At 42.7% G+C, this 23,492-nt stretch carries 20 protein-coding genes; 10 read left to right on the top strand and 10 right to left on the bottom strand.

The window, feature by feature from the left end:
* Positions 1-399 precede the first annotated feature (399 nt).
* The 4 genes from V7K69_RS11295 to V7K69_RS11280 all read left to right on the top strand — a co-directional run bounded on the left by V7K69_RS11295 (position 400) and on the right by V7K69_RS11280 (position 4,552).
* Positions 400-969 (top strand): photosystem I assembly protein Ycf4, encoded by a 570-nt coding sequence (locus V7K69_RS11295; RefSeq protein WP_335034289.1) that lies wholly within the window; start codon positions 400-402, stop codon positions 967-969.
* 142 nt (positions 970-1,111) lie between these two features.
* Positions 1,112-1,897: a peptidylprolyl isomerase gene (locus tag V7K69_RS11290; protein ID WP_335034287.1), complete on the top strand. Its 786-nt coding sequence runs from the start codon at positions 1,112-1,114 to the stop codon at positions 1,895-1,897.
* 78 nt (positions 1,898-1,975) lie between these two features.
* On the top strand, positions 1,976-3,124 hold the full coding sequence (locus V7K69_RS11285; RefSeq protein ID WP_335034285.1) for a beta-ketoacyl-ACP synthase: 1,149 nt from the start codon (positions 1,976-1,978) through the stop codon (positions 3,122-3,124).
* Positions 3,125-3,262: 138 nt separating this feature from the next.
* Positions 3,263-4,552, top strand: coding sequence for a Glu/Leu/Phe/Val family dehydrogenase (locus V7K69_RS11280; RefSeq protein ID WP_335034283.1), 1,290 nt, complete (start codon positions 3,263-3,265; stop codon positions 4,550-4,552).
* 554 nt (positions 4,553-5,106) lie between these two features.
* Here the strand turns inward: V7K69_RS11280 and V7K69_RS11275 are convergent.
* A complete protein-coding gene (locus V7K69_RS11275; RefSeq protein ID WP_094331110.1) occupies positions 5,107-5,850 on the bottom strand; it encodes a response regulator transcription factor in 744 nt (247 codons plus the stop codon).
* 156 nt (positions 5,851-6,006) lie between these two features.
* Between V7K69_RS11275 and V7K69_RS11270 the strand changes: the two genes are divergently transcribed.
* The gene (locus V7K69_RS11270) at positions 6,007-7,071 is read left to right on the top strand and encodes a YheT family hydrolase (protein ID WP_335034281.1); all 1,065 of its coding nucleotides are present in this window, start codon (positions 6,007-6,009) and stop codon (positions 7,069-7,071) included.
* Between the two features lie 540 nt (positions 7,072-7,611).
* Entirely contained in the window at positions 7,612-7,983 is a 372-nt protein-coding gene (locus V7K69_RS11265) for a four-helix bundle copper-binding protein (RefSeq protein WP_335034333.1), read from the top strand.
* Between the two features lie 121 nt (positions 7,984-8,104).
* Here the strand turns inward: V7K69_RS11265 and modB are convergent, their stop codons facing one another.
* Positions 8,105-9,913, bottom strand: coding sequence for a molybdate ABC transporter permease subunit (gene modB / locus V7K69_RS11260; protein ID WP_335034279.1), 1,809 nt, complete (start codon positions 9,911-9,913; stop codon positions 8,105-8,107).
* Between the two features lie 427 nt (positions 9,914-10,340).
* Here modB and V7K69_RS11255 point away from each other — a divergent pair, with 427 nt between their 5' ends.
* Positions 10,341-11,441 (top strand): calcium-binding protein, encoded by a 1,101-nt coding sequence (locus V7K69_RS11255; protein WP_335034276.1) that lies wholly within the window; start codon positions 10,341-10,343, stop codon positions 11,439-11,441.
* 259 nt (positions 11,442-11,700) lie between these two features.
* Here the strand turns inward: V7K69_RS11255 and V7K69_RS11250 are convergent, their stop codons facing one another.
* On the bottom strand, positions 11,701-12,603 hold the full coding sequence (locus V7K69_RS11250; RefSeq protein ID WP_335034274.1) for a class I SAM-dependent methyltransferase: 903 nt from the start codon (positions 12,601-12,603) through the stop codon (positions 11,701-11,703).
* A 181-nt stretch (positions 12,604-12,784) separates the two neighbouring features.
* Here V7K69_RS11250 and V7K69_RS11245 point away from each other — a divergent pair, with 181 nt between their 5' ends.
* Together V7K69_RS11245 and V7K69_RS11240 are read left to right on the top strand one after the other, a co-directional pair.
* A complete protein-coding gene (locus V7K69_RS11245; protein ID WP_335034272.1) occupies positions 12,785-14,296 on the top strand; it encodes a hydroxysqualene dehydroxylase in 1,512 nt (503 codons plus the stop codon).
* Positions 14,297-14,389: 93 nt separating this feature from the next.
* Positions 14,390-14,743 (top strand): DUF6464 family protein, encoded by a 354-nt coding sequence (locus V7K69_RS11240; protein WP_012410013.1) that lies wholly within the window; start codon positions 14,390-14,392, stop codon positions 14,741-14,743.
* Between the two features lie 50 nt (positions 14,744-14,793).
* Here V7K69_RS11240 and fmt read toward each other — a convergent pair whose 3' ends face one another.
* The gene (fmt, locus tag V7K69_RS11235) at positions 14,794-15,795 is read right to left on the bottom strand and encodes a methionyl-tRNA formyltransferase (RefSeq protein WP_335034269.1); all 1,002 of its coding nucleotides are present in this window, start codon (positions 15,793-15,795) and stop codon (positions 14,794-14,796) included.
* A gap of 861 nt (positions 15,796-16,656) precedes the next feature.
* Between fmt and V7K69_RS11230 the strand changes: the two genes are divergently transcribed.
* A complete protein-coding gene (locus V7K69_RS11230; RefSeq protein WP_335034267.1) occupies positions 16,657-17,979 on the top strand; it encodes a hypothetical protein in 1,323 nt (440 codons plus the stop codon).
* Positions 17,980-18,175: 196 nt separating this feature from the next.
* Here the strand turns inward: V7K69_RS11230 and minE are convergent, their stop codons facing one another.
* The 6 genes from minE to V7K69_RS11200 form a co-directional block, all read right to left on the bottom strand.
* A complete protein-coding gene (minE, locus tag V7K69_RS11225; RefSeq protein WP_012410010.1) occupies positions 18,176-18,466 on the bottom strand; it encodes a cell division topological specificity factor MinE in 291 nt (96 codons plus the stop codon).
* Positions 18,467-18,502: 36 nt separating this feature from the next.
* The gene (gene minD, locus V7K69_RS11220) at positions 18,503-19,309 is read right to left on the bottom strand and encodes a septum site-determining protein MinD (RefSeq protein ID WP_174712164.1); all 807 of its coding nucleotides are present in this window, start codon (positions 19,307-19,309) and stop codon (positions 18,503-18,505) included.
* Positions 19,310-19,593: 284 nt separating this feature from the next.
* Positions 19,594-20,655, bottom strand: coding sequence for a septum site-determining protein MinC (gene minC, locus V7K69_RS11215; protein ID WP_335034264.1), 1,062 nt, complete (start codon positions 20,653-20,655; stop codon positions 19,594-19,596).
* A gap of 268 nt (positions 20,656-20,923) precedes the next feature.
* Entirely contained in the window at positions 20,924-22,246 is a 1,323-nt protein-coding gene (locus V7K69_RS11210) for a four-carbon acid sugar kinase family protein (RefSeq protein ID WP_335034262.1), read from the bottom strand.
* A 225-nt stretch (positions 22,247-22,471) separates the two neighbouring features.
* Positions 22,472-23,134, bottom strand: a complete 663-nt coding sequence (locus V7K69_RS11205; protein ID WP_335034260.1) for a hypothetical protein — start codon at positions 23,132-23,134, stop codon at positions 22,472-22,474.
* A 173-nt stretch (positions 23,135-23,307) separates the two neighbouring features.
* Positions 23,308-23,492 (bottom strand): hypothetical protein (locus V7K69_RS11200; protein WP_335034335.1); only part of this gene is annotated, 185 nt, incomplete at its 5' end.

The raw sequence follows: 23,492 nt of genomic DNA, 5'->3' as shown, positions 1-23,492 counted from the left end.
TGAAACACGAACCTTATAAATAATATGAATATCAGAAATTTTACAATTTGACACAACTTTTCTCAGAAATGTAAGAAAATTTAGTCTAGATGGACGTAGCTAGGTAACTCATTTCCAGGAAGTCGAAAAGAGGCAGGGGGAAGGGAAGAAAGAATTTTTATCCGCCCGTGAGTAAAGAAATCATAATATAACGTCCCCTCACAAATAAATTATATGGGTCGCAGTAGGCAGGAGCGCAGCTGAGTTTTTGTCAACAATGTTTGGTAAAATAATCAAGCAGCAGAGCCTCTAAAGTGTTCTTTAGGTGAATGACTAGCCTTCAATTTAGTCAAGTTCTGTCTAGTAGCATTCAGTGTGCGAGTATTTCACAGCGAGTATCTCACAGGCAATTGTAGTTAAATGACGACATCAACAACGATTAACAAAGGCGATCGCCTCCTGCATCAAAATGTTCTCGGTTCTCGTCGGTTCAGTAACTACTGGTGGGCAACTATTGTTACCTTGGGAGCAAGCGGCTTTTTATTGGCTGGGATATCCAGCTACTTAAAAGTTAATTTACTCATAGTTTCCGATCCAACTCAACTAGTATTTATCCCCCAAGGCTTGGTGATGGGATTATATGGTACTGCTGGCTTGCTATTAGCCACATACCTATGGCTAGTGATTTTATTGGATGTGGGTGGCGGCTACAACGAATTTAATCAGGAAACTGGCACAATCAAAATCTTCCGTTGGGGTTTTCCTGGCAAAAACCGCCGAATTGAGATTGATAGCCGCATAGAAGATGTGCAATCTGTGCGAATAGCCGTCAAAGAAGGTCTTAATCCCCTTCGCGCCCTTTATCTACGCATTAAGGGGCGGCGAGATATTCCCTTAACACGGGTTGGACAACCCCTATCTTTAACAGAGTTAGAAACAGAAGGTGCGAAGTTAGCCCGCTTTTTGGGAGTATCGTTAGAAGGGCTTTAAGAGATTAGAGCATAGGGTATAGGGCATAGAAGGCAGAGGTGCGGAGGGGAAAGATTTACTGTAACTTTTCCCCATTCCCCATTCCCCATTCCCCATTCCCTCTTGAAACGATAAGATACTCTGGTTAAATCAGTAACTGGCAATGCGGTTAAAAATTTCACAATTTTTGCTTTCTCTTGTGCTTATCACTGCTGTGATGCTTGGAGGATGTTCAACACAGCAGGTAGCTTCTAATACCTCTTCTCCAACCTCGACAGCTACTTCGACTACCCAGACGACTACTGAAGCAACATCTGTATCTCAAACTAGTAGTGAGAGTATTCCTGGAACCACTGGTTTACCACGTCTTGAAGGCAAGGCAACTGTGGTAATGACGGTTAAAGGTTCGCCCATTACTATCGAAGTAGATGGCACTAATGCCCCCATTACAGCTGGTAACTTCGTAGATTTAGTTCAAAAGGGTGTTTACGATGGTTTAGCTTTCCATCGAGTTGTACGCGAACCCCAACCGTTTGTAGTTCAAGGGGGCGATCCCCAAAGCAAAAACCCGAAAGTTCCAGCAGATCAGCTGGGAACGGGTAGCTATATTGACCCAAAAACGGGAAATGCTCGCTATATACCTTTAGAAGTTAAGCCGAAAGGTTCGGATACTCCGCTTTACAACAAACCATTTGATGCTACTGCTCAACCCGTCGTATTGCCCCATAAACAGGGTGCAGTAGCGATGGCGCGATCGCAAGCACCAGATTCGGCTTCTGCTCAGTTTTACTTTGCGTTGGCGGATCTAGCCTTCTTGGATGGTAACTACGCCGTGTTTGGCAATGTCACTCAAGGCTTTGACGTAGTGAACAAAATTCAGCAAGGCGATCGCATTGACTCTGCTAAAGTCACCCAAGGGGCTGAAAATCTGAAAACAGCAGGGCAATAGGAAGAGAGCAGGGGGAGCAGGGGAGGCAGAGGAAGCAGGGGGAGAATAACTACTACTAACTCCTAACTCCTAAATTTAGTGAAAGTTCTTGTCACTGGTATTGGTCTAGTTTCCGCCTTGGGTGGAAGTTTAGACGATAATTGGAAAAATCTGATAGCAGGTAAATCTGGAATTAGATTACATCAGCCATTTCCAGAAATAAAACCACTTCCCCTAGGTTTAATTGCTCAACAACCATTTGAGTTGACAATGTTAACTCAGATGGTTGTTTCTTCTACTTTGCGAGATGCTGGGTTAGTTGCACCTTTAGCTGATTGTGCTGTCGTCATTGGATCGAGTCGCTCTTATCAAGCATCTTGGGAGATGTTGGCGCGGCAAATGTATAAAGATGGGGAAAATTTGCAGGTTTCCGATTTTGGAAATTGGTTAGAGATATTACCTCATATCAATGCGATCGCAGCTGCAAGGCAAATCGGTTCAACAGGTATGGTTTTGGCACCGATGGCAGCTTGTGCAACTGGAATTTGGTCTATCGCCCAAGCAGCTTTACTTATCCAAACTGGGCAATGCCAACAGGCGATCGCAGGTGCAGTGGAAGCACCGATTACACCCCTAACTTTAGCTGGGTTTCAGCAGATGGGTGCTTTGGCAAAAACTGGGGCTTATCCCTTTGATTTGCAGCGAGAAGGCTTAGTTTTGGGCGAAGGTGCGGCTGTGTTTGTCTTGGAATCCGCCGAGTTGGCAAAGCAGCGACAAGCAAAAGTGTATGGTGAAATTCTCGGTTTCGGCTTAACTAACGACGCATATCATAGTAATTCACCGGAACCTGAAGGGAAAAGTGCGATCGCAGCTATCAAACAATGTCTAGAACGTAGTTGTCTATCACCAAGCGATATTGATTACATTCATGCTCATGGTACAGCAACCCAGCTAAATGACCAGATGGAGAGTATGGTAATCCAGCACTTGTTTCCCCAAGGCGTGGCAGTTAGTTCTACCAAAGGAAGCACAGGTCATACATTAGGAGCATCGGGAGCATTAGGCGTAGCTTTTTCTCTCATGGCATTGAAGCATCAAATATTACCGCCTTGTGTAGGATTGCAGCAGCCAGAATTTGATTTAGAAATAGTTACAGCAGCACGTCTAAGTAAAATTAGGCGGGTTTTATGTTTGAGTTTTGGCTTTGGTGGACAGAATGTAGCGATCGCGTTAGCTAAGTCCCCATAGTACTTTGTACTTGAAGCACATTATAAAATATAAAACTGTAACAAAAACTACAAAATCACCACTTCTCCCAAAAAAAGGATAAGCTAGTTACAGAATGATATCCGGTTCGTAAAGATACCGTGATTAGGAGAAAATTTTATGATTTCAAAATCACTACTACCGCTAGAACCTGCTTCTCCAGCGCATATATGTCCATTTGACCAAGCCTGTAGTTACTTAGAAGCGGCAGCTAAAGAATTAAATTTAAATCAAGGTTTGCTGGAAATCCTCAGCCACCCGCGTAAGGTTGTCACAGTTTCCATTCCCGTGAAACTAGATAATGGGGAAATACAGGTTCTCGCTGGACACCGGGTACAGCACTGCGATGTCTTAGGCCCTTACAAAGGCGGAATTCGTTATCATCCAGCTGTGACATTGCGCGAAGTATCGGCTTTGGCAATGCTAATGACCTGGAAATGTGCATTGTTAGGTATTCCTTATGGTGGTGGTAAAGGTGGCATTGCCATAGATCCAAAACGCTACAGTGTTGGCGAATTAGAGCGAATCAGCCGCCGTTATATCAGCGAGTTAATTAAAGATATTGGGCCTTCTGTAGATATTCCTGCGCCAGATATGGGGACTTCAGCCCGTGAAATGGCTTGGATGATGGACACTTACTCAGTAAATGTTGGTCATGCTGTACCAGGGGTTGTGACTGGTAAACCGCTTTCCATTGGTGGTTCACTGGGGCGAGAAATGGCAACTGGACGTGGCACGATGATTATTGTGCGTGAGGCACTAGCAGATCAAGGTAAATCCTTAGTAGGAGTGCGAGTAGCTATTCAGGGTTTTGGTAATGTCGGTGGTGCTGCTGCTGAATTACTACATGAAGCAGGCGCAAAAATTATCGCTGTTTCAACAGGTGCTGGGGGAATATTTTCCGAAGCTGGCCTTGATATTCCGGCGTTGAAAATCTACGCTGCTGAAAATGGTAAGAGTATTATGGGTTTCCCGCAATCTGTACCAATTAGCAATGCAGATTTATTAACTTTACCCTGCGATGTCTTAATACCAGCGGCTTTAGAAAACCAGATCACACAAGAAAATGTGAATCAGGTGCAAGCGCAAATTATCGCAGAAGCAGCTAACGGGCCGGTTACTCTTGAGGCTAACTTGGCGTTAGAAGCGCGGGGTGTGACGGTATTACCAGACATCTTAGCGAATGCTGGCGGTGTGGTAGTCAGTTATTTAGAGTGGGTACAGGGTCTTTCTTATGTATTTTGGGATGAGGAGCGAGTTAACCGCGAAATGGAGCATTTGATGGTGCAAGCCTACCGCAAGGTGATTCAGCAGTCTAATAAGCGGCAAATTTCTTTAAGATTAGCAGCTTACACTTTAGGGGTGGGTAGAGTTTCCCAGGCCCTAACTGACAGAGGTCTTTATCCTTAATATTTAGGAAGGTACAAAATTTTAAATTGAATAGACCAGATGTGTAGGGGTGCAAGATTATATTGTGCCCCTATAATTACATGGCGATCGCTGCAATATAACTTCGATTCAAGATGCACCGTTAGGAACGTACACCTAGCTTTACGCTCCTAACAATGTATCTGTTATTATTTACGACTCACCAGAAGGGGAAGCAGGATGAATTAAGTCTGGCTTCTTTCTTCTCAGCAGGAGGAAGTTCAATAGCTTGAGTCGATGTGGGACGTTGATGGCGATCGCTAGAAGCAGGAAGCTTCATTTTATCGAACCCTTTCTACATAAGCTTTACGCAAAGTGTTTCTTCAGAGAGGGCTAATTCTAATTTTTCACTGGATCTGGAAAAAGGCTCTAATACCCTTGGGATAAAGTAATTTCCCTGTCATGTCAATAGTAGAGACGTTGCATTGCAACATCTCTACACAATTCGCTAATAACCTTAACTAAACGATAAGGAATAAGAGTTACAGAGAGTTCTTGCCTAAGTCATGGCAAGATTTAAGGGAATTTAGCTGATTTCATTCAACCACTGTCACTGAAGCCCCTTCATTTGATGGAGGTATACCGGGTAATTCAAGACAGTATCCAGCACCATACACTGTCTTGATATAGCGGGGGTGGCGGGGATCTGGTTCTAGCTTGGTTCTCAAGTGGCGAATATGCACTCGAATCGTTTCTATGTCATCATCAGGATCGTAGCCCCAAACTTCTCTGAGGATTTCGCTAGGAGAAACTGTTTGACCGTGGCGTTGTAGTAAGCAGTGAAGTAGCTCAAATTCCAAATGAGTCAATTTCACCGTGTCATTGAACCATATTGCCTCAAATCTTTCGGGAACGAGGGTCAATGATCCATAGTTCAGAATCTCACTGTGCTTTGCGGCTTGGGGAATGCGGTCAGTACGTCGCAAAAGTGCCCGCACCCGCGCCAGCAGTTCTTCAACTTCAAAAGGCTTGGTGAGGTAGTCATCTGCGCCAGCATTAAAGCCTTCTACCTTGTCCTGAGTTTGGCTCAAAGCCGTCAACATTAACACGGGAATCTCAGAGGTGCGATCGTCGCGGCGCAGGCGTTGGCAAACTGTAAACCCATCTACTCTGGGCAACATTAAATCGAGCATGATCAAGTCTGGTTGAAGCTGGAGAGCCAGCGCTTGACCTTTGATGCCGTCTTCAGCTTGACTAACATCGTAGCCAGCCATTTCCAAGTTGACGGCAACTAGTTCTGAAATCGCTGGGTCATCGTCTATGACAAGAATCCTCGGCATTCTTAAAAATTATTACTACTTATTAAGGATAATTAACAACCTTTGATAGATACAAAGATTTTTGAAACGATTCTAAAAAAGTTTTTAAATCTTACATAAATATTAAGATTAAATGACTGTGAAATCAAGACTCAACTACATGAAATCTTATAGTCTATGATGTGTTATACTCCCCCCTACAATCCGTCTTGGTTTTTACAAAACGGTGTGATGATGACTGTATACACTGCTTTGTGGGGAAAACGTAACTGGCAAAGTACTACTAAAGACCCAGAACCGTCTTATCACGAGAAAATCTTTGTTGGTGGCCAAGGTGTGCCAATTTTTGGCTTGGTTGCCATTCCGGAAAATGCCCATAGCACGATTATCGGCACTTACGGCATTACTGGAGAGTTAAAAACAGAATGGTTTTTGAGGGTGCTAGGGCGTAAAGCCTACGCTCAAGGATACGCTGTAGTGTTGTTTGATTGGCGAGCCCACGGGAAAACTGCCGAATTTTCGCCAACTCTGACTTCTGATGGTTTGTATGAGGGGGAAGATTTTGTTCGCATCGCCGCCGCAGCTAAGGCAATGGGATGTCCTGGGAAATTTTGGTTTACAGGGTTTTCTTTAGGAGGACAATTGGCACTATGGGCAGTGAAGGTGGCTGGTGAGGTGATTAGGGAGTATGAAGATTTAGGACTAGAAGACAGCGATATTGGCGGTGGTATGGTGATTTGTCCGAGTTTGGATTCGGAGCGATCGCTATCTTATCTAGTTACAAAGCCCTTCGGCAGATATTTGGAAGCGGGGATTGCCCAGAATTTAAAAAAACTAGCATGGCGAATTCATGATGCCCATCCTGGAAGCATTGACCCGGCGGCGATTGAACGGGCGAATAGTATTTGGGGTTTTGATAACGAACTGGTAATTAATCGATTAGGTTTTTCTTCTGTAGAAGCATATTATCAAGCTAGTAGTGCTTTACAAATATTGCCGCAAATCTCAAAACCGACTTTGATTTTATATGCTGCTGATGACCCACTTTTTGACCCAGCCATCATACCGGAATTACAAGAAGCCTGCGATCGCAATTCCGCAATCGATTTATTGCTCACTCAGTACGGTGGTCATGTTGGCTATTTGAGCAGCAAAGAGTGCCAGCGTCAAGCACAAGACTCCGATCCTTGGTGGGCATGGAATCGGATTTTACAATGGTTGCAGCAACAGCGCAAAGAATAAGTAGCTCGGCATAAATAATTATCATTGGGATAAGACAGGGGCAAGGGAAAAAGAGTTTTAGCTTTCTTTACCTTTCTTCACACATTTTGCTTTTATTAAACCGGCTTACTTAATACGAAGATTTTGTTATTGAAATGAAGTCGATAAGAATAGACCAAATATTCATTAGAGCCAATAAATACTGGCTTAATATAATTTAATAAATGTTTCTACAAAAGTATTTGTTAAGAAATCATGACATTAGTTTTAATCTAGATTATAGCTCTAACTTTTTCTTGCTGATAGAAAAGTTGACTTGCTCCATAAAACCCCACTCCACAACGAGAGTTTCTAAGCCTTAAGGTATAAGAATAACCAAAAAAACCGCATCAAACTTCTGTAGGATTTGCCCAAATTTCCGGTAATTATATCGGGATAGTAGTCTTCTAAATTCTGGACAAAAAACTCCCATTGACTCTTTCAAAGGATAGGATTAATGTTGTGAGTAGTCCTTACAAGGACACTATTTAGGCATCAAAAAATCAAGAGGTATTTCCTATGATGATGATGATGATGACTGAAACCATGACTGCCGAAATGCAAGCTTGTATGAAAGTTTGTATGGACTGTCATAAAATGTGCATGGAAACCATGACTTACTGCATGGCCAAAGGTGGTATGCAGATGGACAAGGACATGATGAGCATGATGAGCATGATGCGCGATTGCTCTGAAATGTGCATGATGTGTATGAATATGATGATGAGTGGTTCTGAGTTCATGGAACGCACTTGTATGCTCTGCGCGGAAATGTGCGATCGCACTGCAATGGCGTGTGAGATGATGAGCGATGACATGAAAATGATGGAATGTGCTGCTGCTTGCCGCAAATGTGCAGAGTCTTGCAGAAGTATGCAAATGATGACTGCTTAATTTCCCTAACTAGCAGAAGTTTCTCTGCAACCTAATATTCAAGCGCTCAGACTCTTTGGGGTCTGGGCGCTTGAAGTAAGATGATTTTGGATAATTTCCCACGTCCCATATATTTCTGCGTTCACTCCATCAAAATCAAGCGCAGAGGATCTAAACGCACATACCAAGGAAACGGTTGATCTTTCATAGTCACCCATTTTTCTTTGAAGACTTCAGCTTGCAGATGGTAATCTTGAGAATTTTTACCAGCAGAATGTAGTTTGAGAAATAATGTCATTCGGTGGGGCGTTTCACTTGTTCGTACTACCCAACAGGGAAAGGTATTTTCCTGTGATGAGTCGTTGGTAAAAATGAACTGATGGGCACGAATACCGATGTGAGATAATTCGCTCGTGACTGGTTCAATGACTTGAAGAGTACAACCCCAATCAATTGCTTCTACCTGTTGTGATGACTGGAGAACAGCACGGGAGAAGTTTTTACATCCGGTAAGTTGAGCAACACTAACGGTAGCAGGATGCTGGAAAATATCGTATTTGCTGCCATGATGAACGGCTCTACCATGCTCCAATACCAATAGATTCGGACAAATCCGATAAGCTTCTTCCATATTATGGGTGACAAATAGAGTCACACCTTGGTAGTCAGCTAGAGTTTCAGTCATTTGCTGCTCTAATTGACTACGCAAATGGGTGTCAAGTGCCGAGAACGGCTCATCCAAAAGCAATGCTTCCGGTTGACTTGCCAATGCCCTTGCTAAGGCTACCCGTTGTTGTTGACCTCCAGAAAGTTGGTGTGGATAGCGATCGCCTAATCCCTGCAACTGCATCGCTATTAGTTGCTCCTCTACCTGCACCCGAATACTTCCAGCAGATAGCTTTTTGGGCAAACCGAAAGCAATATTTTGCGCCACACTCAAATGCGGAAATAGCGCGTAATTCTGCACCAAAAAACCAATGCGGCGATCGCGGCTGGGTAGATTAATTCCTTGTTCTGAGTCAAACAGTACTCTGTCATTTAAAACTATGCGTCCACTAGAGGGCGTTTCTATCCCCGCAAGACAGCGCAAAATCATGCTCTTACCTGCTCCAGAGCTTCCTAACAATCCCAAGGGTTGCTCATCAGAAGTAAAAGCAACTTTTAAATCAAAACTAGGAAGAATTTTTTCAATATTGACAAACAATCCGCCAGATTCAAAGTTAGAGTCTGGGGTGTAGAAAATTTCTCCCCCTGCTCCCTGCTCCCTGCCCCCTGCTCCCTCTCCTCTCCCCTTTTCCCTCAATTCTTGCCAGAAGTTAACTGCAATTATTCCAGATAGAGAAATCACCATAATTGCGATCGCCCAAAACCACGCCTCATTCATTGCTCCCGCTTCCACAGCAAAATAAATCGCCATTGGGATTGTCTGCGTTTGTCCGGGAATGTTACCAGCCAGCATTAACGTTGCGCCGAATTCTCCCAAAGCACGGGCAAAAGCTAACATTGTGGCGGCGACAATGCCGGGTAGTGCCAGGGGTAAACTGATCCGCCAAAAGATTGTGGTTTCAGTTGCACCAAGAGTTCTAGCTACTCGCAGCAAGTTGCCATCTATTTGTTCAAAGGCTCCTAGTGCAGTTTTATACATTAAAGGGAAAGAAACTACCGTGGCTGCGATCGCAGCACCATACCAAGTAAAAACGATGGTGAAGTCAAAAGACTCCATGAGTTTCCCTAAAGGGCCATTTTTGCCAAAAAATAGCAGCAGCAAAAAACCGACAACTGTAGGCGGTAAAATCAGTGGTGCAATAAAGATACCTTCAATCAACGATTTACCTTTACCACCATATCCCAGCATCCAGTAGGCAGCAGCAATGCCCAAGAAGAAGGTGATAAATGTGGCAAGTAATGAAGTTTTGAGTGATATCCAAAGAGGCGATAAATCCAATGGCATAGTTGCTTAGAGAAGAATTAGCTCAACTAATCCCTAATTTACCAACTTGAGTTCAAATATGCTGGTAAAGTTGGTAAGTAAGTCAGTGTAAATAATTAATGGTTCGTACTGTACTCCCTTTAAAGGCTTTCTACACCAAGCTTAGTTAGGAAATAATTTCAATACTTTTTACATTAATTAATGTAGTTTAGTTATTCTCACCGACTTACTGAAATTACATAAAAATATTCAATAAAATCCGAAAAACAAAATATTCATATTGGAGAATATGTCAGGACTGATACAACTGGCATATACATTTTCTGTTAGGTAGAGCCAAGAGCAAAGCCCAAGGCTACAAAAGTCTCAGGCTCTGCTCTGGAGAACCTTTACAAAACAAATATGACACTTGCGTAAGTTCTCTGAAAAATACTAAGAGGATATTTTTATGGCTATCTACGGTACTTCTGGCAATGACAATCTAAACGGTACTGAATCCGCTGATATTTCGATTTTTGGCTATGGAGGCAACGATCAGATTAATGGCAAAGGCGGAGATGACATAATCGATGCTGGAGAGGGAGATGACTTGGTTCTTGGCGGTAATGGTAACGACACCATTCTGGGCCGTATTGGCAAAGATATCCTTTACGGAGAGAACGGCAATGATGTTATTTTTGGTGAAGCAGGCGATGACTTTATATGGGGTGGAGCAGGCACAGATATTTTACTTGGCGGAACAGGTAATGATACTTACCTCATCTCTGCAACAGGAGATACGGCTGACACGATTACTGAATATATTAACGAAGGTACTGATACCGTTCTATCCTATGCTAGCTACACTCTAGGGGCAAACCTGGAGAATTTAACATTGTTGTATGCAAATACTGCTTACTATGGCATTGGCAACAACCTCAACAATGAGATTACAGGAAATGAATACTCAAATCTCCTGAGTGGTTTGGGAGGAAACGATTACCTTCAAGGTAAAGGTGGGAACGATTATATTTACGGTGGTGATGGCATCGATAACCTGATCGGTGGAACTGGTAATGACTCACTTTATGGTGGAACGGGTGGTGATGTACTCTTCGGCGACGAAATCACCAATGGTAGCGGTACTCCCGGAGGTAATGACTACTTGAGTGGTGAAGATGGTAACGATCTTCTCTACGGAGGAGGTGGTAATGACACACTCATTGGTGGTGCAGGCAATGATTTCTTCAGTGGATATGGCGGTAATAGCGGCGAAATCGACAGGTATACTGGCGGTACTGGGGCGGATACATTCAGCCTTGGTTTTAATGGATCTTTTAACACCAACATTGATTATTTAGGCAGTGGATATGCCTTAATCACAGACTTCAAGCGATCGGAAGGTGACAAGATTAGGATTGGTGGTAGTATCAGTAACTACACTCTTCAAAAAACCTTGAACTTTAGCGGTACCGGAGCCTTAGATACCCTCATCTACAGAAATAGTGACCTAATTGCTGTTGTGCAAGATACTACAAACGTATCTACCGCTTTAGACTTTATTGCCTAAGTGAATTTGACTTTTCACGTCATGTGCGCCAAATCTAACCCCCTAGCGCCCTTCCCTAGTAAGGAAAGGAGAAAATTCAAAGCTTCTCCACTGTAAGAAGAGAGGTTTGGAGAGAGGCTTTCTAGATGGTGTGAAAAGTCAGATCCCCAACTTCTGGTAATAAGTCGGGGATATTAGCGATCGCTAATATCCCCGACTCAGATAAGATTTCATTAAGGCTACCGACTACAAACTTTCACCCAATAGAAGAGTTTCTGAATTAGTCTAGTTTCGTGCTGTAAGCACTAAAACCATAAGCCAAAGTTTCTTTTAAAGCATCTGATGGTTTAAGACTTCTGTTAATAGCATTAGCAAAAGGTACTGGAATTCCTTTAATAGTTTCCGGTAATATTGCATATTCTGCCGTTGGTTCCACAATGTATTCTGGGCACTTATTTTGGATGCCAGCAGCCGTTAACATCTCATTTATTTCAGCACCAGAATATTGCTTGAGATAAACGGGATTTCTCACAAATGGATTCAGCCTTCTGATAAAATTATGGATAATATGAGAAGGACAAGATTTGTTGTGAAAGGAATGATTAAAAACAAAAATTCCGCCTGGCTTTAGTACACGAAATATATCAGTCAACAAGCTTCTTAATTGTGCATCTGGTATGTGCATAAAGACACAGTTAGAAATTACCAAATCTATAGAATTATCTTCTAAAGGCAAAATTTCCGCAGAAGTACAAATCAAGTTAAATTCAGCTTCTGGGAAAAAATTATATTCTTGTTTAACCTTGATTAACCGCCGCAATAAAGGTTCAGAAATATCAATACCATAATATTTTTCGCATCTCAGATTTTTCGCTTTTGAGAGATGTAAAGGTGCGCGGCCATAACCAGAGCCAATCTCTAGAATAGAGCCAACAGTTTTATTCAATGGAAATTTGTTCCAAGTACCTCCAGGTGTACCAGTTAGTAAAGTGTAATCTTGTTTGATGGGAGACGTATCTGCAAGTTTTTCAATTTTTTGTGAACCATAATATGTTTTACCAATTGCGTCCCATGTTTTTTTATGTTGAGTATTATTCAATTGTTCATAGTCACTAGGAAAATAAATACCATCTCGTAATTCAAAGTCATTTAAACTGAATTTTGTATTTGCTAATTGAGTCATTAGGATTATTCCTCATGAATAGTCAAGTCTGTTTTCTGTTATACTCTTAACTCAGCATTAACCGCAAGGCGTTTTTACTGAACTGCATCCCCAAGAAAACCGCTATAGTAACAACCTGTCATCCGATCAGAACACAAGTTCGTATACATTAGTTGATGGACAGCAACAATCGGAGGCTGGGATGGTAGAAGGATCACAACAAAAACGGGTGGTAGTTGTAGGTGCTGGTTGGGCTGGTTTAGGAGCAACCTACCATTTGGCAAAACAAGGCTATGATGTGACCCTTCTAGAAGCAGGCCCCTATCCAGGTGGATTGGTGGCTGGTTGGCAAACAGCCGCCGGAAAATCTGTTGAAGCTGGCATTCATGGCTTTTGGTATCCTTACAAAAATATTTTTTCCTTAATTAATCAATTAGAAATTAATCCTTTTACTACTTGGACTCGTTCTTCGCAATATTCACCAGCAGGCTTGGAAGTTGAATCACCGATTTTTCAGGACTTACCGCGACTCCCATCCCCACTAGGAACTTTTCTATATACTCAGTTTAAACGATTGCCACTAGTTGACCGTCTAAGCGCCCTGCCTTTACTATATGCTGTTGTTGATTTTGACAATTCTGATGATGCTTGGCGGCGCTATGACTTTGTAACTGCTAGGGAATTGTTCAAAAACTTTAATGTTTCTGCACGACTTTACCGCGAGGCTTTTGAACCAATGTTATTAGTCGGCTTGTTTGCCCCTGGTGAACAATGTTCGGCCGCAGCAACTTTAGGAATGCTTTACTTTTTTATTCTGGCTCATCAACCTGATTTTGATGTAGTTTGGTGTCGGGGAACTGTTGGAGAAAAGATATTTCGTCCTTGGGTAGAACAGATTGAAAAAGCTGGTGCGCGAGTGCTACCCAAGCGCCGAGTTACAGACTTAATTGTTGATAGCAATCATCGGGCGAAAGGTGTGGTTTGCGGTGATGAAGTAATTGAAGTAGATGCCGTGATTTTTGCAGTTGGGATCACGGGGATGAAGAAAATTGTCTCAACTAGCCTTAGTTTACAAAGCCGTGAAGAATTCCGTAATTTGAGCAATTTAGGAGGGATTGATGTTTTAGCAACGCGGCTATGGTTTGACCGCAAAATTGATATTCCCCGTCCTTCTAATGCTTGTTTCGGATTCGACACAAGTACAGGTTGGACGTTTTTTGATTTGAATGCCTTACATGATGAATATCGAGATGAGCCAGGAACGGTGATTGAAGCTGATTTTTATCACGCAAATCAGTTTCTCAGTTTGAGTGATGCGGAGATTTTAACAATAGTTCAGGGTTATTTAGCAACTTGTGTACCTGCCTTCGGGGAGGCAAAGATCGTTGATAGCAGTATAATTCGGCTATCTCAGGCGGTGACTCACTTTGCACCTGGTAGCTATCGTTATATGTTGCCCGCGAAGACAAGTTTTGAGAATGTGTTTATGAGTGGGGATTGGATTGTGAACCGTCATGGTTCCTGGTCACAGGAAAAGGCTTATGTTACTGGTTTAGAGGCGGCGAATTTGGTGGTCTCTTATTTGGGAGAAGGTCAGCCAGCCGAGATTTTAGCTGTAGAAGAGGATGAAGCACATATCCAAGTGGCGCGATCGCTTAACCAAACTCTACGTGACTTGGGAAAATCTATCCTACCTGACTTTTGGTTGCCTTAATCTGTAGGTACGCGAAAAGGTAATCTTAATTCGGTAAGCTAAAGAAAGCTATGCTATACCATTCTTCTAATGTAAATCAAATCACATAAGCTTATGGAGCCAGACTCTTTACAAACCGAGGTGATTCTGACGCATCCGCGTGAGTCACTCGGTAAAGTGCAACTTGATTGGACACCCCAACCCGGAAATTATCTCGATTTTGAAGGTAAAACTTATGCGGTTTTAGAACGCCGTCATAAATACCAACTCAAAGCTGGGCGCTACCGGTTACATAATATTGCTATTTACGTGCAGTCGGCTAAACGGCCATCTGAAAAAAGTTTGGTAGGTGGACGCTGGGTAGTTGGCGATGCCACCTGCTCTTACAATGCTCATTCAGAACTCATTCGCTGTGCAGTCAACCCAGATGGCCCTTGCGAATCTTGCCGCTTTTATGAAAAGTCTTAGGAGAGACGCGATTAATCGCGTCTGTACAAGGAGTTAAGAGTTATTTTCCCTCAACTACCCGCACCAAAAACTTCTCCCACAGTTAAGCGGGTACCATTAACAAAATCCCATCCCGACTGGGGACGTTTCCCAGCTAGCTGAACCTCTCGCAACAGCAATAAACCTTCCCCAGTTTGGACGATCGCTCCAATGCCTTTGGTAATGTTCACCACAACTCCCGGTTTGTCTGATACATTTGACAAATCAGGCAATTTAGGAATTAATTCTTGTAATTCTGGTGGGATGCGATCGCTCACAGAACCAAGGGGAACCGAAGCGGTAATTTTCAACAAGTTGTTACGAAAGGTAGCCGTGCAGTTGGGGTAAAAGCCTCTAATTTGATTGTGTAACTGGATCGCGCTTTTTGACCAATCCAAACCATAATCTTCTTTTTGAATCAGAGGTGCATAAGTAGCTGACAAATTATCTTGGGGTATTGGTTGAATTTCCTGGCGTTCCAACTTCAACAGAGTTTCCACTAACAAATCCCCACCAATCGCAGCTAGTCTTTCAGCTAAATCTTGAGTATTATCCAGTAATCCAATCGGTGTAGTGGCTATTTCTAGCATTGGCCCGGTATCCATCCCCACATCCATTAACATGGTTGTGATCCCCGTTTCCTTCTCACCATTATACAAACACCACTGAATCGGCGCTGCACCCCGATATTTGGGCAAAATCGAGCCATGCACATTAATACAGCCTAACTTTGGCATCTTTAAGATTTTTGACGATAAAATCTGCCCATAAGCGACAACAACAAATACATCTGCGTCTAATTCTTTGAGTTTGGTTAAAGTTTCAGTGTCTTTTTTTACTCGTTCGGGTTGCCATACTGGTAAGCTGTGGGCAGTAGCGATCGCCTTTACAGGTGAAGGAGTAAGTTTATTTCCCCGTTCCCGGCGTTTATCTGGTTGAGTGACAACTGCCAACACGTCAAATTTTGAATGATTCAATAACTTTTCCAAGGTGGGTACAGCAAACTGTGGTGTACCAAAAAATACAATTTTCATTAATAATTATTTGTAATCGTAAGTCATTAGTTAATGGTAAATAATATCGGCTGTTTGGTGGTACAATATTTTCGTATCGAGTGAAACCAAAAGGCTGTTTGATTAACTTACATAGTTAACTTGACAAGTGTAACAGCTAGTATCAGCTGCATTGCCTTTAGGAAACCCTCATCGTTTAGTGGTGTCTCGTCACGAGCCGCTAGAGCATCTACCAAGTTAGTTTTGTTGTGTTCCCGAACGTTTACCCCGAATTGGCATTAAATGCAGTTGGGTTTGTAAAAAACTATTGCGTCTTCTAGCTATTTTGTAGCTGAGATTGCAATTCTTAAATTTGGGTTGCTGACAGCAGTATTTTCTGAGTATGATTTATTATGCGTCTGCTTCCCCAGCTTTTCACATAACACCTCACGTTTACCATTATGAGGGTTTGCGCTGTTATATTTAGTGTGTAACCTGACTTGTTGATTGTGTACTAGCTACAACTAGTACGATCCCCAATAGCTTAAGTTATCTCATTTTTTGTTGCCAGCGTTATCGCCTCAACTATAAATTGAATACCCTTTGACTAATATTTCTTTTTAGTATTGTCGGGTATATCAACAGGAAGATTATATATCGTGTAGTAATTACTGAGTTATCAGCGTATTTACTATACTCGCATACTTTTGCAAAAAAATATTCAGTACCTGAGTAAGAAAAGGTGTAGACAATGATACTTAATTTTTGTAAAACTCAGCCAACTTTGAAGGAAAAATCTCGTCAAAGTTTTTAGTTTCTTGTTATACATATAATTACTGCCTGCCCCATTGCTGCATAGGTATTGCTTCTCACATAGCAACCGCCCCTCTAGAGAGTCTACAAATGCTTAAACCCCTTTTGCTGTCAGGATGGTTCCGCGCACAACCATTTCTCAATTACGTTGTCGTTGTGATACTGATTGCACCCTTACTAGGGGCATCGGCTCACTCGTTCCCTGTAAAATCCGAAGTAGCTAAACTAACTTCGAAGACTGGAGATTCTGACTCTGTATCAAAGGAAATAGCTGTAGTTGGGGAACCTGAGATAGCTGAAATATCGAAAACAGATAAAATCGATTTTTCAACAGAAAAATTTGACTCTGTACCCACGCAAAGTCCTGCTGTCCAGGAACCGCAAGTATTACCATCAGATAAAATTGAGTCTTTTGCTCAAGCAGATAGTTATGGGTTAAACAACGATTTAACTGTTCCTGATACTTTGGCAGCAGTTGAACTTGCACCATTAACAGATGTTCCTGTTAGTCAGCTTAATCTAGTACAAAAACTCAAAGCTGCTAATATCCAATCTTTGACAGGACAAGAAAAATCTCTCTCTAGAGAAAAGTCTTTTACTAAATCATTGACAGCAACTCAAGTAGCGCCAACTCCTAGAGAGTCACAACCAACTACAACAACAGAAATACCTGTTTCTGAACCACGTGATGAGTCCCAAGCTGAACAAATAGATCCCATAGGTAGTCCTCATCCTATTCCTTGGAAATGGATTACAGCGACTCAAGAAGCAATTGGCTCCAACGGTGGTTCTGGAGTTCGTCACTACCGTAGCGTACCTGTGGTTTCTCCAGATGGTAAATATGCTGTTTATAGCCGGGTGCAACTAGAAGTAAAACCCGAAATGTATAACAGCCGTGTTACCAGCGTTCTGTTTGTCCAAGATATGCACACGAAGAAGTTGTGGGTAATGGCTTCAACTACTCCAGTTAGCGATCCTTTATTAAAAGTAAAAGCTCTCAAGGGTTCTTCGTCAGAAGAGGCTAATCCGAATGGTCAAATTGGGGTATTAGTTCCGGTTAGCTGGTCGGAAAAAGGCGATCGCTTTTTAGCACGCAAGTTTGAAGGGATATTTAACACAGGCGATTCTACTGATAGTGCAGTGATTTGGGATCGGCAAAAAAATCACGCTAATATAGTTGCTCCTGCTAATGAGCAAGATGAGCATGAGAAAATTGCCGTCTTGTTAGGTTGGAGTAAAAAGCAACCGGATCATGTACTATTCCGTGCAGGTGAATTGGGTGATGAAAACTGGCCACTAATGCAAGTTGCTAATGATGGCAAGACTGTACCCACAACAGACGAAGATCAGCCGATTACTTTTGGTAAAAAGGTTACAGAGATTTGGGCAGGGCCACAAGTGGCTTACCGATAGTTTATAGAATAATTTATCTACTCCCGTTATCATCACCGATGGATAACGGGAGATTTTTTATTGGGTACTTTCTATACTCAAAACTCCTATATTGACACCCACCCAAATATGTCAATATAGGAGTTTATTGAATCTAAAACTTGGGACAACTCGTTACAATTGCAATAAAAATATTTAAGACTAAAACTATTAAAACTTATTTATCACCCCTTTCCCATTCAGGTATGGCTCCTTTCACCCGGCGGATGGGCAAATTAGCAATTAAAGCTGTTGTTCGTTGGTTGCTTTCTAAGGAGAACTCCAAGCCTTCTGTCTCAATTTCGACATAGCGACAGACGACATCTAGGATTTCTTTTCGCATTTTTTCCAACGTTTGAGGATCTAAATCAGCGCGATCGTGAGCAATCACCAATTGCAGCCGACGTTTAACTTGAGTTCGACTGCTATCAGGGCCGCGAGAAAAAAGTTTTTCTAGAAGTTCAATCATTACGAATAGGTCTGGCGCGGAGACTAGAAAAGTAAGTTAAACAATCTTTGTCCACAACAACCTTCGTAGACGGGCGAAGATGCTGTCTTGGGATGAGTCGATCTCCAGAAATTCGACACTTTCTCCTTCTAATCTACGAGCAATGTTTTCAAAGGCTGTGGCGGCTAAAGAGGGATTTTCCGCTAACACTAAGGGTTCGCCGCGATTGGTAGATACAATAACACGCTCGTCGTCAGGGATTACCCCGATCAGGGGAATGGCGAGAAGTTCCTGAACATCTTGCACTGACATCATATCATTTGCCTGCACCATTGCGGGTCTGATGCGGTTAATTATTAAATGAACACGCTTGATACCTTGTGCTTCAAGTAACCCCACTACCCGGTCGGCATCACGAACTGAGGAAATTTCTGGCGTGCTGACAACTAGCGCTTCTTTGGCCGGGCCGATCGCATTTTTAAACCCATTTTCAATACCGGCGGGGCTATCAATGATCACGTACTGATATTTTTGCGCTAGGGCATTGACCAGTAACTTCATCTGTTCCGGTGTGACTGCATCTTTGGAGCGATTTTGGGCTGCCGGTAGGAGTACAAGATTGGGTTGGCGTTTATCTTTCACCAAGGCTTGTTCTAAGCGGCACTCTCTGGCCAAGACTTCCACCGCAGTATAGACAATGCGGTTCTCCAGCCCTAGCAGTAAATCCAAATTTCTCAGACCAAAATCCGCATCAACCAAGGCAACTTGACGACCTATTTTGGCTAAAGCCATGCCCAGATTTGCTGAAACTGTGGTTTTACCCACTCCTCCTTTACCGGAGGTAATCACTATAATGCGAGTCATGATAGAAATGCGGTCAATGAGGGTTCAGGAAATATAAAACCGTAAATTGAAGTATAAAGTATGAAGTATCGTATCAAGTATGAAGAAATATCTGGTCTCCCTGATTCGGGCGAGGATGAATATTTTTTTTTGCGGTGTCTGGCGACAAGCCGCTCCCCATCTACGCTCGGTGGGATGAAATTCACAACGCTAGGGGAAAGGGATTAGAGTAGTGTATTCCATCTACATGAAAACCGCTATATTTCATCCTTCATATTCTTCATCTTTTAAGTAAATATTCAGGGCTACTGGTTGCTTTTAGCAAATTGGTTTCTGGAAAAATCACTAGCCCTAGCGATGCGAATCCCTTGGGGCATAATATGTGCCACTTCTGGAGAAAATTGCATCGGTAATTTTTCTGGTGCCCTAGCGACAGCATCTGCGATCCGCAATTGGGTAGGTTCCATTTGCAAAGCCATTATCAGACACTCACGATTGCCTCCGGCCCCAGCATGAGCAATTCCACGTAAACGACCCCAGATGATAATATCTCCATCTGCAATTACAATACCACCTGGGTTTACATCTCCCAAGATAATTACTGTACCAGGATGACGAATTTCTACTCCAGAGCGGACTGTTGTTTCTAGATAGAGGGCATCTGCCTGGGGCGTAGCTGTAGCTTCTGACTCTGTACTCAGGGAAGTTACAGGCTGCAATTGTTCTACAGAATACCCAGATGTGACGGCAGCGATCGCAGTTTGTCGGCGACTTGTTGAGACAGAAATTAGCCGCAGTTGGACTTCACTTAAAGCCTCGGCGAGTTCTTGAAGTTGCCTGGCATCTACTAAGCGGTCTTGTGCCATTAGATGTACAGGTGTATTAGATACACGGAAGCGATCGCCTGCATTCAAACGTTGCCTGATTTGTTGCCAAATATCAGACCAACTGAGTTCTGAGGCAGATACTTGAGATTCCGGGGGCAAAATTAATAACAGTCGTCCCTCCTTACTTCTTAACTGGACTTGAGTATTATCATTTACGCGATACCCTGATATTGCTGACTCATTGGGATTTGAATCAGTCAAGATAAAATCTGATGCGACATCAGTCTTAGACTCTACATCTGGGTTAGCAGGATTTGGCTCTACATCTGAGTTAGCAGGATTAGACTCTAGATCCCCAACGACAGTATTTGATTTTAAATAAAGGAGGACGGATCTTAACTCCGCATCAGGGGGGATAGGATCTGACTCTACATCAGAAACACTAGGATTTACCTCTACCTCCGAAAGGATAGAGTTTAATTCTGCATTAGGAAGTGCAGAATTTGACTTTAGATTGGGAATTGCAGAATCAGAAGTCATGCAGTACTAGCCAAAAGACAAGGGACACTCCGAATCATTACCAATATTAGATCAGTTGGAAAATCTAACAACATGATCAGACCAGAAAGTGCAGAGCATAGATTACTCCCTTTCCGCCATAAGATTACTTGTATCTTCACTTTGCGTTCATTGCCATACCCTTGGGTACTCCCTTAGAGAACTCGTAGAGTAGCCGATCCGCATCTACGTAAAAAATTATCTTCTAGCAGAAAGGCAGTAGTTCGGAATCATCATCTTCACTCAACACTCAAGATTGTTTAGTCAACCTTTGATAAATTGTCCCCAAGGCATCAGCATCACCAACGTTACCTGGAAACAGCACCACAGGCAAATCAGGAAACTGGGGATGATCGGATGGGGTTAACACCATTGAACAACCAGCTAAAATTTGACCGAGTAAGCGGGCTGAAGTTAAGTTTAGTCCAGTACTCAAAACATCGTTTGAGGTAATGCCGCCCTTGCTGATTAAGAATCCTATATTGGATGGTAAACCCCGCACAATATCCATCAATAAACTTGAAACTTTTGTCCCAAACTCCAATCGGGTGTTGACATCTTTAAAACTCAGTTCCTGACGGCTAGTATAAACTACTGGTGTTTTACCCGCTTCGTGTGCTGCCTGTGTACTTTCTTTGATTTCAGTTAGCAGAACCGCAGATTGATTTGCATCATCAAGTAATCGTGCGACATTTACTTCAATTCCCACTGTTCCCTCTATTTGCAATAGCGCCTCTAACTGCTGAGTAGTCTTTTTCACATGGGAACCAACAATTACCGCACCTGGTTTGCCTTGGCGCACATACTGCGCCATATTTTCGGCGGCAATAGGTTGGGGTGGTAAAGCGGCTAAAGCCGTTAAAATACTTGCGCCACTACGAAACAGAAAGCGTTTCCCTTGACTTGCTGCTGCTAATATATCTACTGCAAAGCGGTTGAGATCATCTTGAGTTTCACCATCAACGACAGCGCACTGATTACCACTTAGTTGTAACAAGCTCTCCAAACTACCAGCGCGAATATCAGCTAGGAGAAACCTTTCTACAGCTTCAGCACTAATTCGTCCTTGAGTCTTTTCTTCAACATACTTGGGTAAGTAACTGTGATGGTAGCTGAAGACTGAATCACGGGCAAATTCGGTTTCATGGACTGGAGTGGGAATATCGCCAATCATCAAGTAATGCACACTGTCGCGGGTAATGCGTCCACCCTCAAAAAAAGCTGGGACAAGAAAATGAGCATCAAAGGGGCCGAGTTCTTGTGCGATCGCATCAGTTTCGATCGGATAATGCCCCCGCAAAGTAGAATCAGAACGGCTGACAATCAAAAAATCGTCGATTCCTTCCACATTCAAAGCGATTTTCAGATTTTGGCAAACTTCTTTGGTGACAGATGTAGCTGACTCTGGTGTTAGCGATCTCGTGTTAGTCAGTACAAAAAAAATCGGCGAATCGTCCTGTAACCCACTGCGTAAAGTGTCCACATCCCAGTGCATTAGCAGCAAGCAGCTGTGGACTGTTTGAGAACCCGTAGGGTCATCATCCAGGACAATTATTTTGGGTTTGTTGCTCATTTTAGTCAATGGGGCGATCGTTTTCTGGGAAAGTTAAAAGGGCGGTTATAAACCGTGTCTACACTAGGCTTTACCCACCTCGGTGGGTTAATAAATCTTAATTTTCTCTTAGTCCGCGCAGGCGGCCTACCCTTCTCCTTCGGAGACGCTACGCGAACGGGAACGCCAAGGACGAACGTTTGTGTAGCCGTGACTTCTAGTCGCCCAAGCTTTACAAACATTCTCTTAGCCTTTCTGCAATTTTCTGATTTCTGCTTGCACATCGATCGCAATTTGCAATGATTGATTTAGCAATTGAGCATATTCACCTGCTTGACTACTAACTTGTAAAGCTTGCAGACTAGCTAAATTATTTACAAATAACTCTTGGTTATTAGCAAGCAATTTTTTATTATCTCGCAAAATTCGTTCCGTTTTCAAAGCGCGGACTAAATCTTCTCTAATTAGTTGCAAGGCGGCGGTGACTTTATCTCGGTCATGGATACTGCTTTCGACGTTTCCTGATGCTGCCAATTGGTCATTAATATCGATGGCAGCAACCAGGTCATGATATTTATCAACTTCGTCTAAAAGTATTGTCAGCCCTTCAGGACAGGTTAATTGTCGCCATAGCCATCGCCCCACTAATATCGGCATTGGCACTAAAATTAGTAAAAGAATTCCTAGTCGAATTGAAGAACCAATTGTTGGCAGAATAATAAACGCATAAACAAAGCCCACAATTATTGGCGTTAGCGCCAGCGTTACCAGCATTTCATTAATAAAAAACCCTAATCGCTTTTTGCCATCTCGCAGAACAGAGGGACGGAAAACGTCTTCTGGATCGAATCCAGTTAAACGTCTCAGTTCCCCCTTACTAATTTCCAAGCCTATTAAGTCCGGCTGCACGGCTGGATAACTCCTATGGAAGCCCAAGTTGCGTATTTATTTTAATCGGCTTTGGTAGAGAAGCAATGGATGGTTACGTATAGTTATGATAAAAAGCAGATTGTGCAACGCGATTAGCTAAAGCTAAAAAGCATTTTTGGATACAATGCAGTACTTAATATAGGCGATCGCGGTTAAGCGTACATCAAGTTGAGTATTATGACCACAGAACCATGATTAATAACTTTTAATGTTGCAACTGCTAAAAATGCCTGAATCAAGGAGTGAACTACCCACACTGACTTGGAGTACCAAGTACAGTGTCGGCTTCTGTAATCACAAGGGAGTGCCGCAACTTGGACTTTCGCCCTAGTTTTGG

Origin of the sequence: Nostoc sp. (assembly GCF_036917775.1) — a bacterium.
Taxonomy (GTDB): Bacteria; Cyanobacteriota; Cyanobacteriia; order Cyanobacteriales; family Nostocaceae; genus Nostoc.
The sequence above is the reverse complement of the archived record's forward strand: the minus strand, read 5'-3'. Positions and strand labels throughout refer to the sequence as shown.

Excerpts from the sequence above, each read along its gene's own strand:
- minC (WP_335034264.1), bottom strand. The coding sequence starts at position 20,655 with ATGACTTCTGATTCTGCAATTCCCAATCTAAAGTCAAATTCTGCACTT.
- V7K69_RS11240 (WP_012410013.1), top strand. The coding sequence starts at position 14,390 with ATGGAGCCAGACTCTTTACAAACCGAGGTGATTCTGACGCATCCGCGT.
- V7K69_RS11210 (WP_335034262.1), bottom strand. The coding sequence starts at position 22,246 with ATGAGCAACAAACCCAAAATAATTGTCCTGGATGATGACCCTACGGGT.
- fmt (WP_335034269.1), bottom strand. The coding sequence starts at position 15,795 with ATGAAAATTGTATTTTTTGGTACACCACAGTTTGCTGTACCCACCTTG.
- V7K69_RS11265 (WP_335034333.1), top strand. The coding sequence starts at position 7,612 with ATGATGATGATGATGACTGAAACCATGACTGCCGAAATGCAAGCTTGT.
- minD (WP_174712164.1), bottom strand. The coding sequence starts at position 19,309 with ATGACTCGCATTATAGTGATTACCTCCGGTAAAGGAGGAGTGGGTAAA.
- V7K69_RS11275 (WP_094331110.1), bottom strand. The coding sequence starts at position 5,850 with ATGCCGAGGATTCTTGTCATAGACGATGACCCAGCGATTTCAGAACTA.
- V7K69_RS11295 (WP_335034289.1), top strand. The coding sequence starts at position 400 with ATGACGACATCAACAACGATTAACAAAGGCGATCGCCTCCTGCATCAA.
- V7K69_RS11290 (WP_335034287.1), top strand. The coding sequence starts at position 1,112 with ATGCGGTTAAAAATTTCACAATTTTTGCTTTCTCTTGTGCTTATCACT.
- modB (WP_335034279.1), bottom strand. The coding sequence starts at position 9,913 with ATGCCATTGGATTTATCGCCTCTTTGGATATCACTCAAAACTTCATTA.
- V7K69_RS11280 (WP_335034283.1), top strand. The coding sequence starts at position 3,263 with ATGATTTCAAAATCACTACTACCGCTAGAACCTGCTTCTCCAGCGCAT.
- V7K69_RS11270 (WP_335034281.1), top strand. The coding sequence starts at position 6,007 with ATGATGTGTTATACTCCCCCCTACAATCCGTCTTGGTTTTTACAAAAC.
- V7K69_RS11230 (WP_335034267.1), top strand. The coding sequence starts at position 16,657 with ATGCTTAAACCCCTTTTGCTGTCAGGATGGTTCCGCGCACAACCATTT.
- minE (WP_012410010.1), bottom strand. The coding sequence starts at position 18,466 with ATGATTGAACTTCTAGAAAAACTTTTTTCTCGCGGCCCTGATAGCAGT.
- V7K69_RS11245 (WP_335034272.1), top strand. The coding sequence starts at position 12,785 with ATGGTAGAAGGATCACAACAAAAACGGGTGGTAGTTGTAGGTGCTGGT.
- V7K69_RS11250 (WP_335034274.1), bottom strand. The coding sequence starts at position 12,603 with ATGACTCAATTAGCAAATACAAAATTCAGTTTAAATGACTTTGAATTA.
- V7K69_RS11255 (WP_335034276.1), top strand. The coding sequence starts at position 10,341 with ATGGCTATCTACGGTACTTCTGGCAATGACAATCTAAACGGTACTGAA.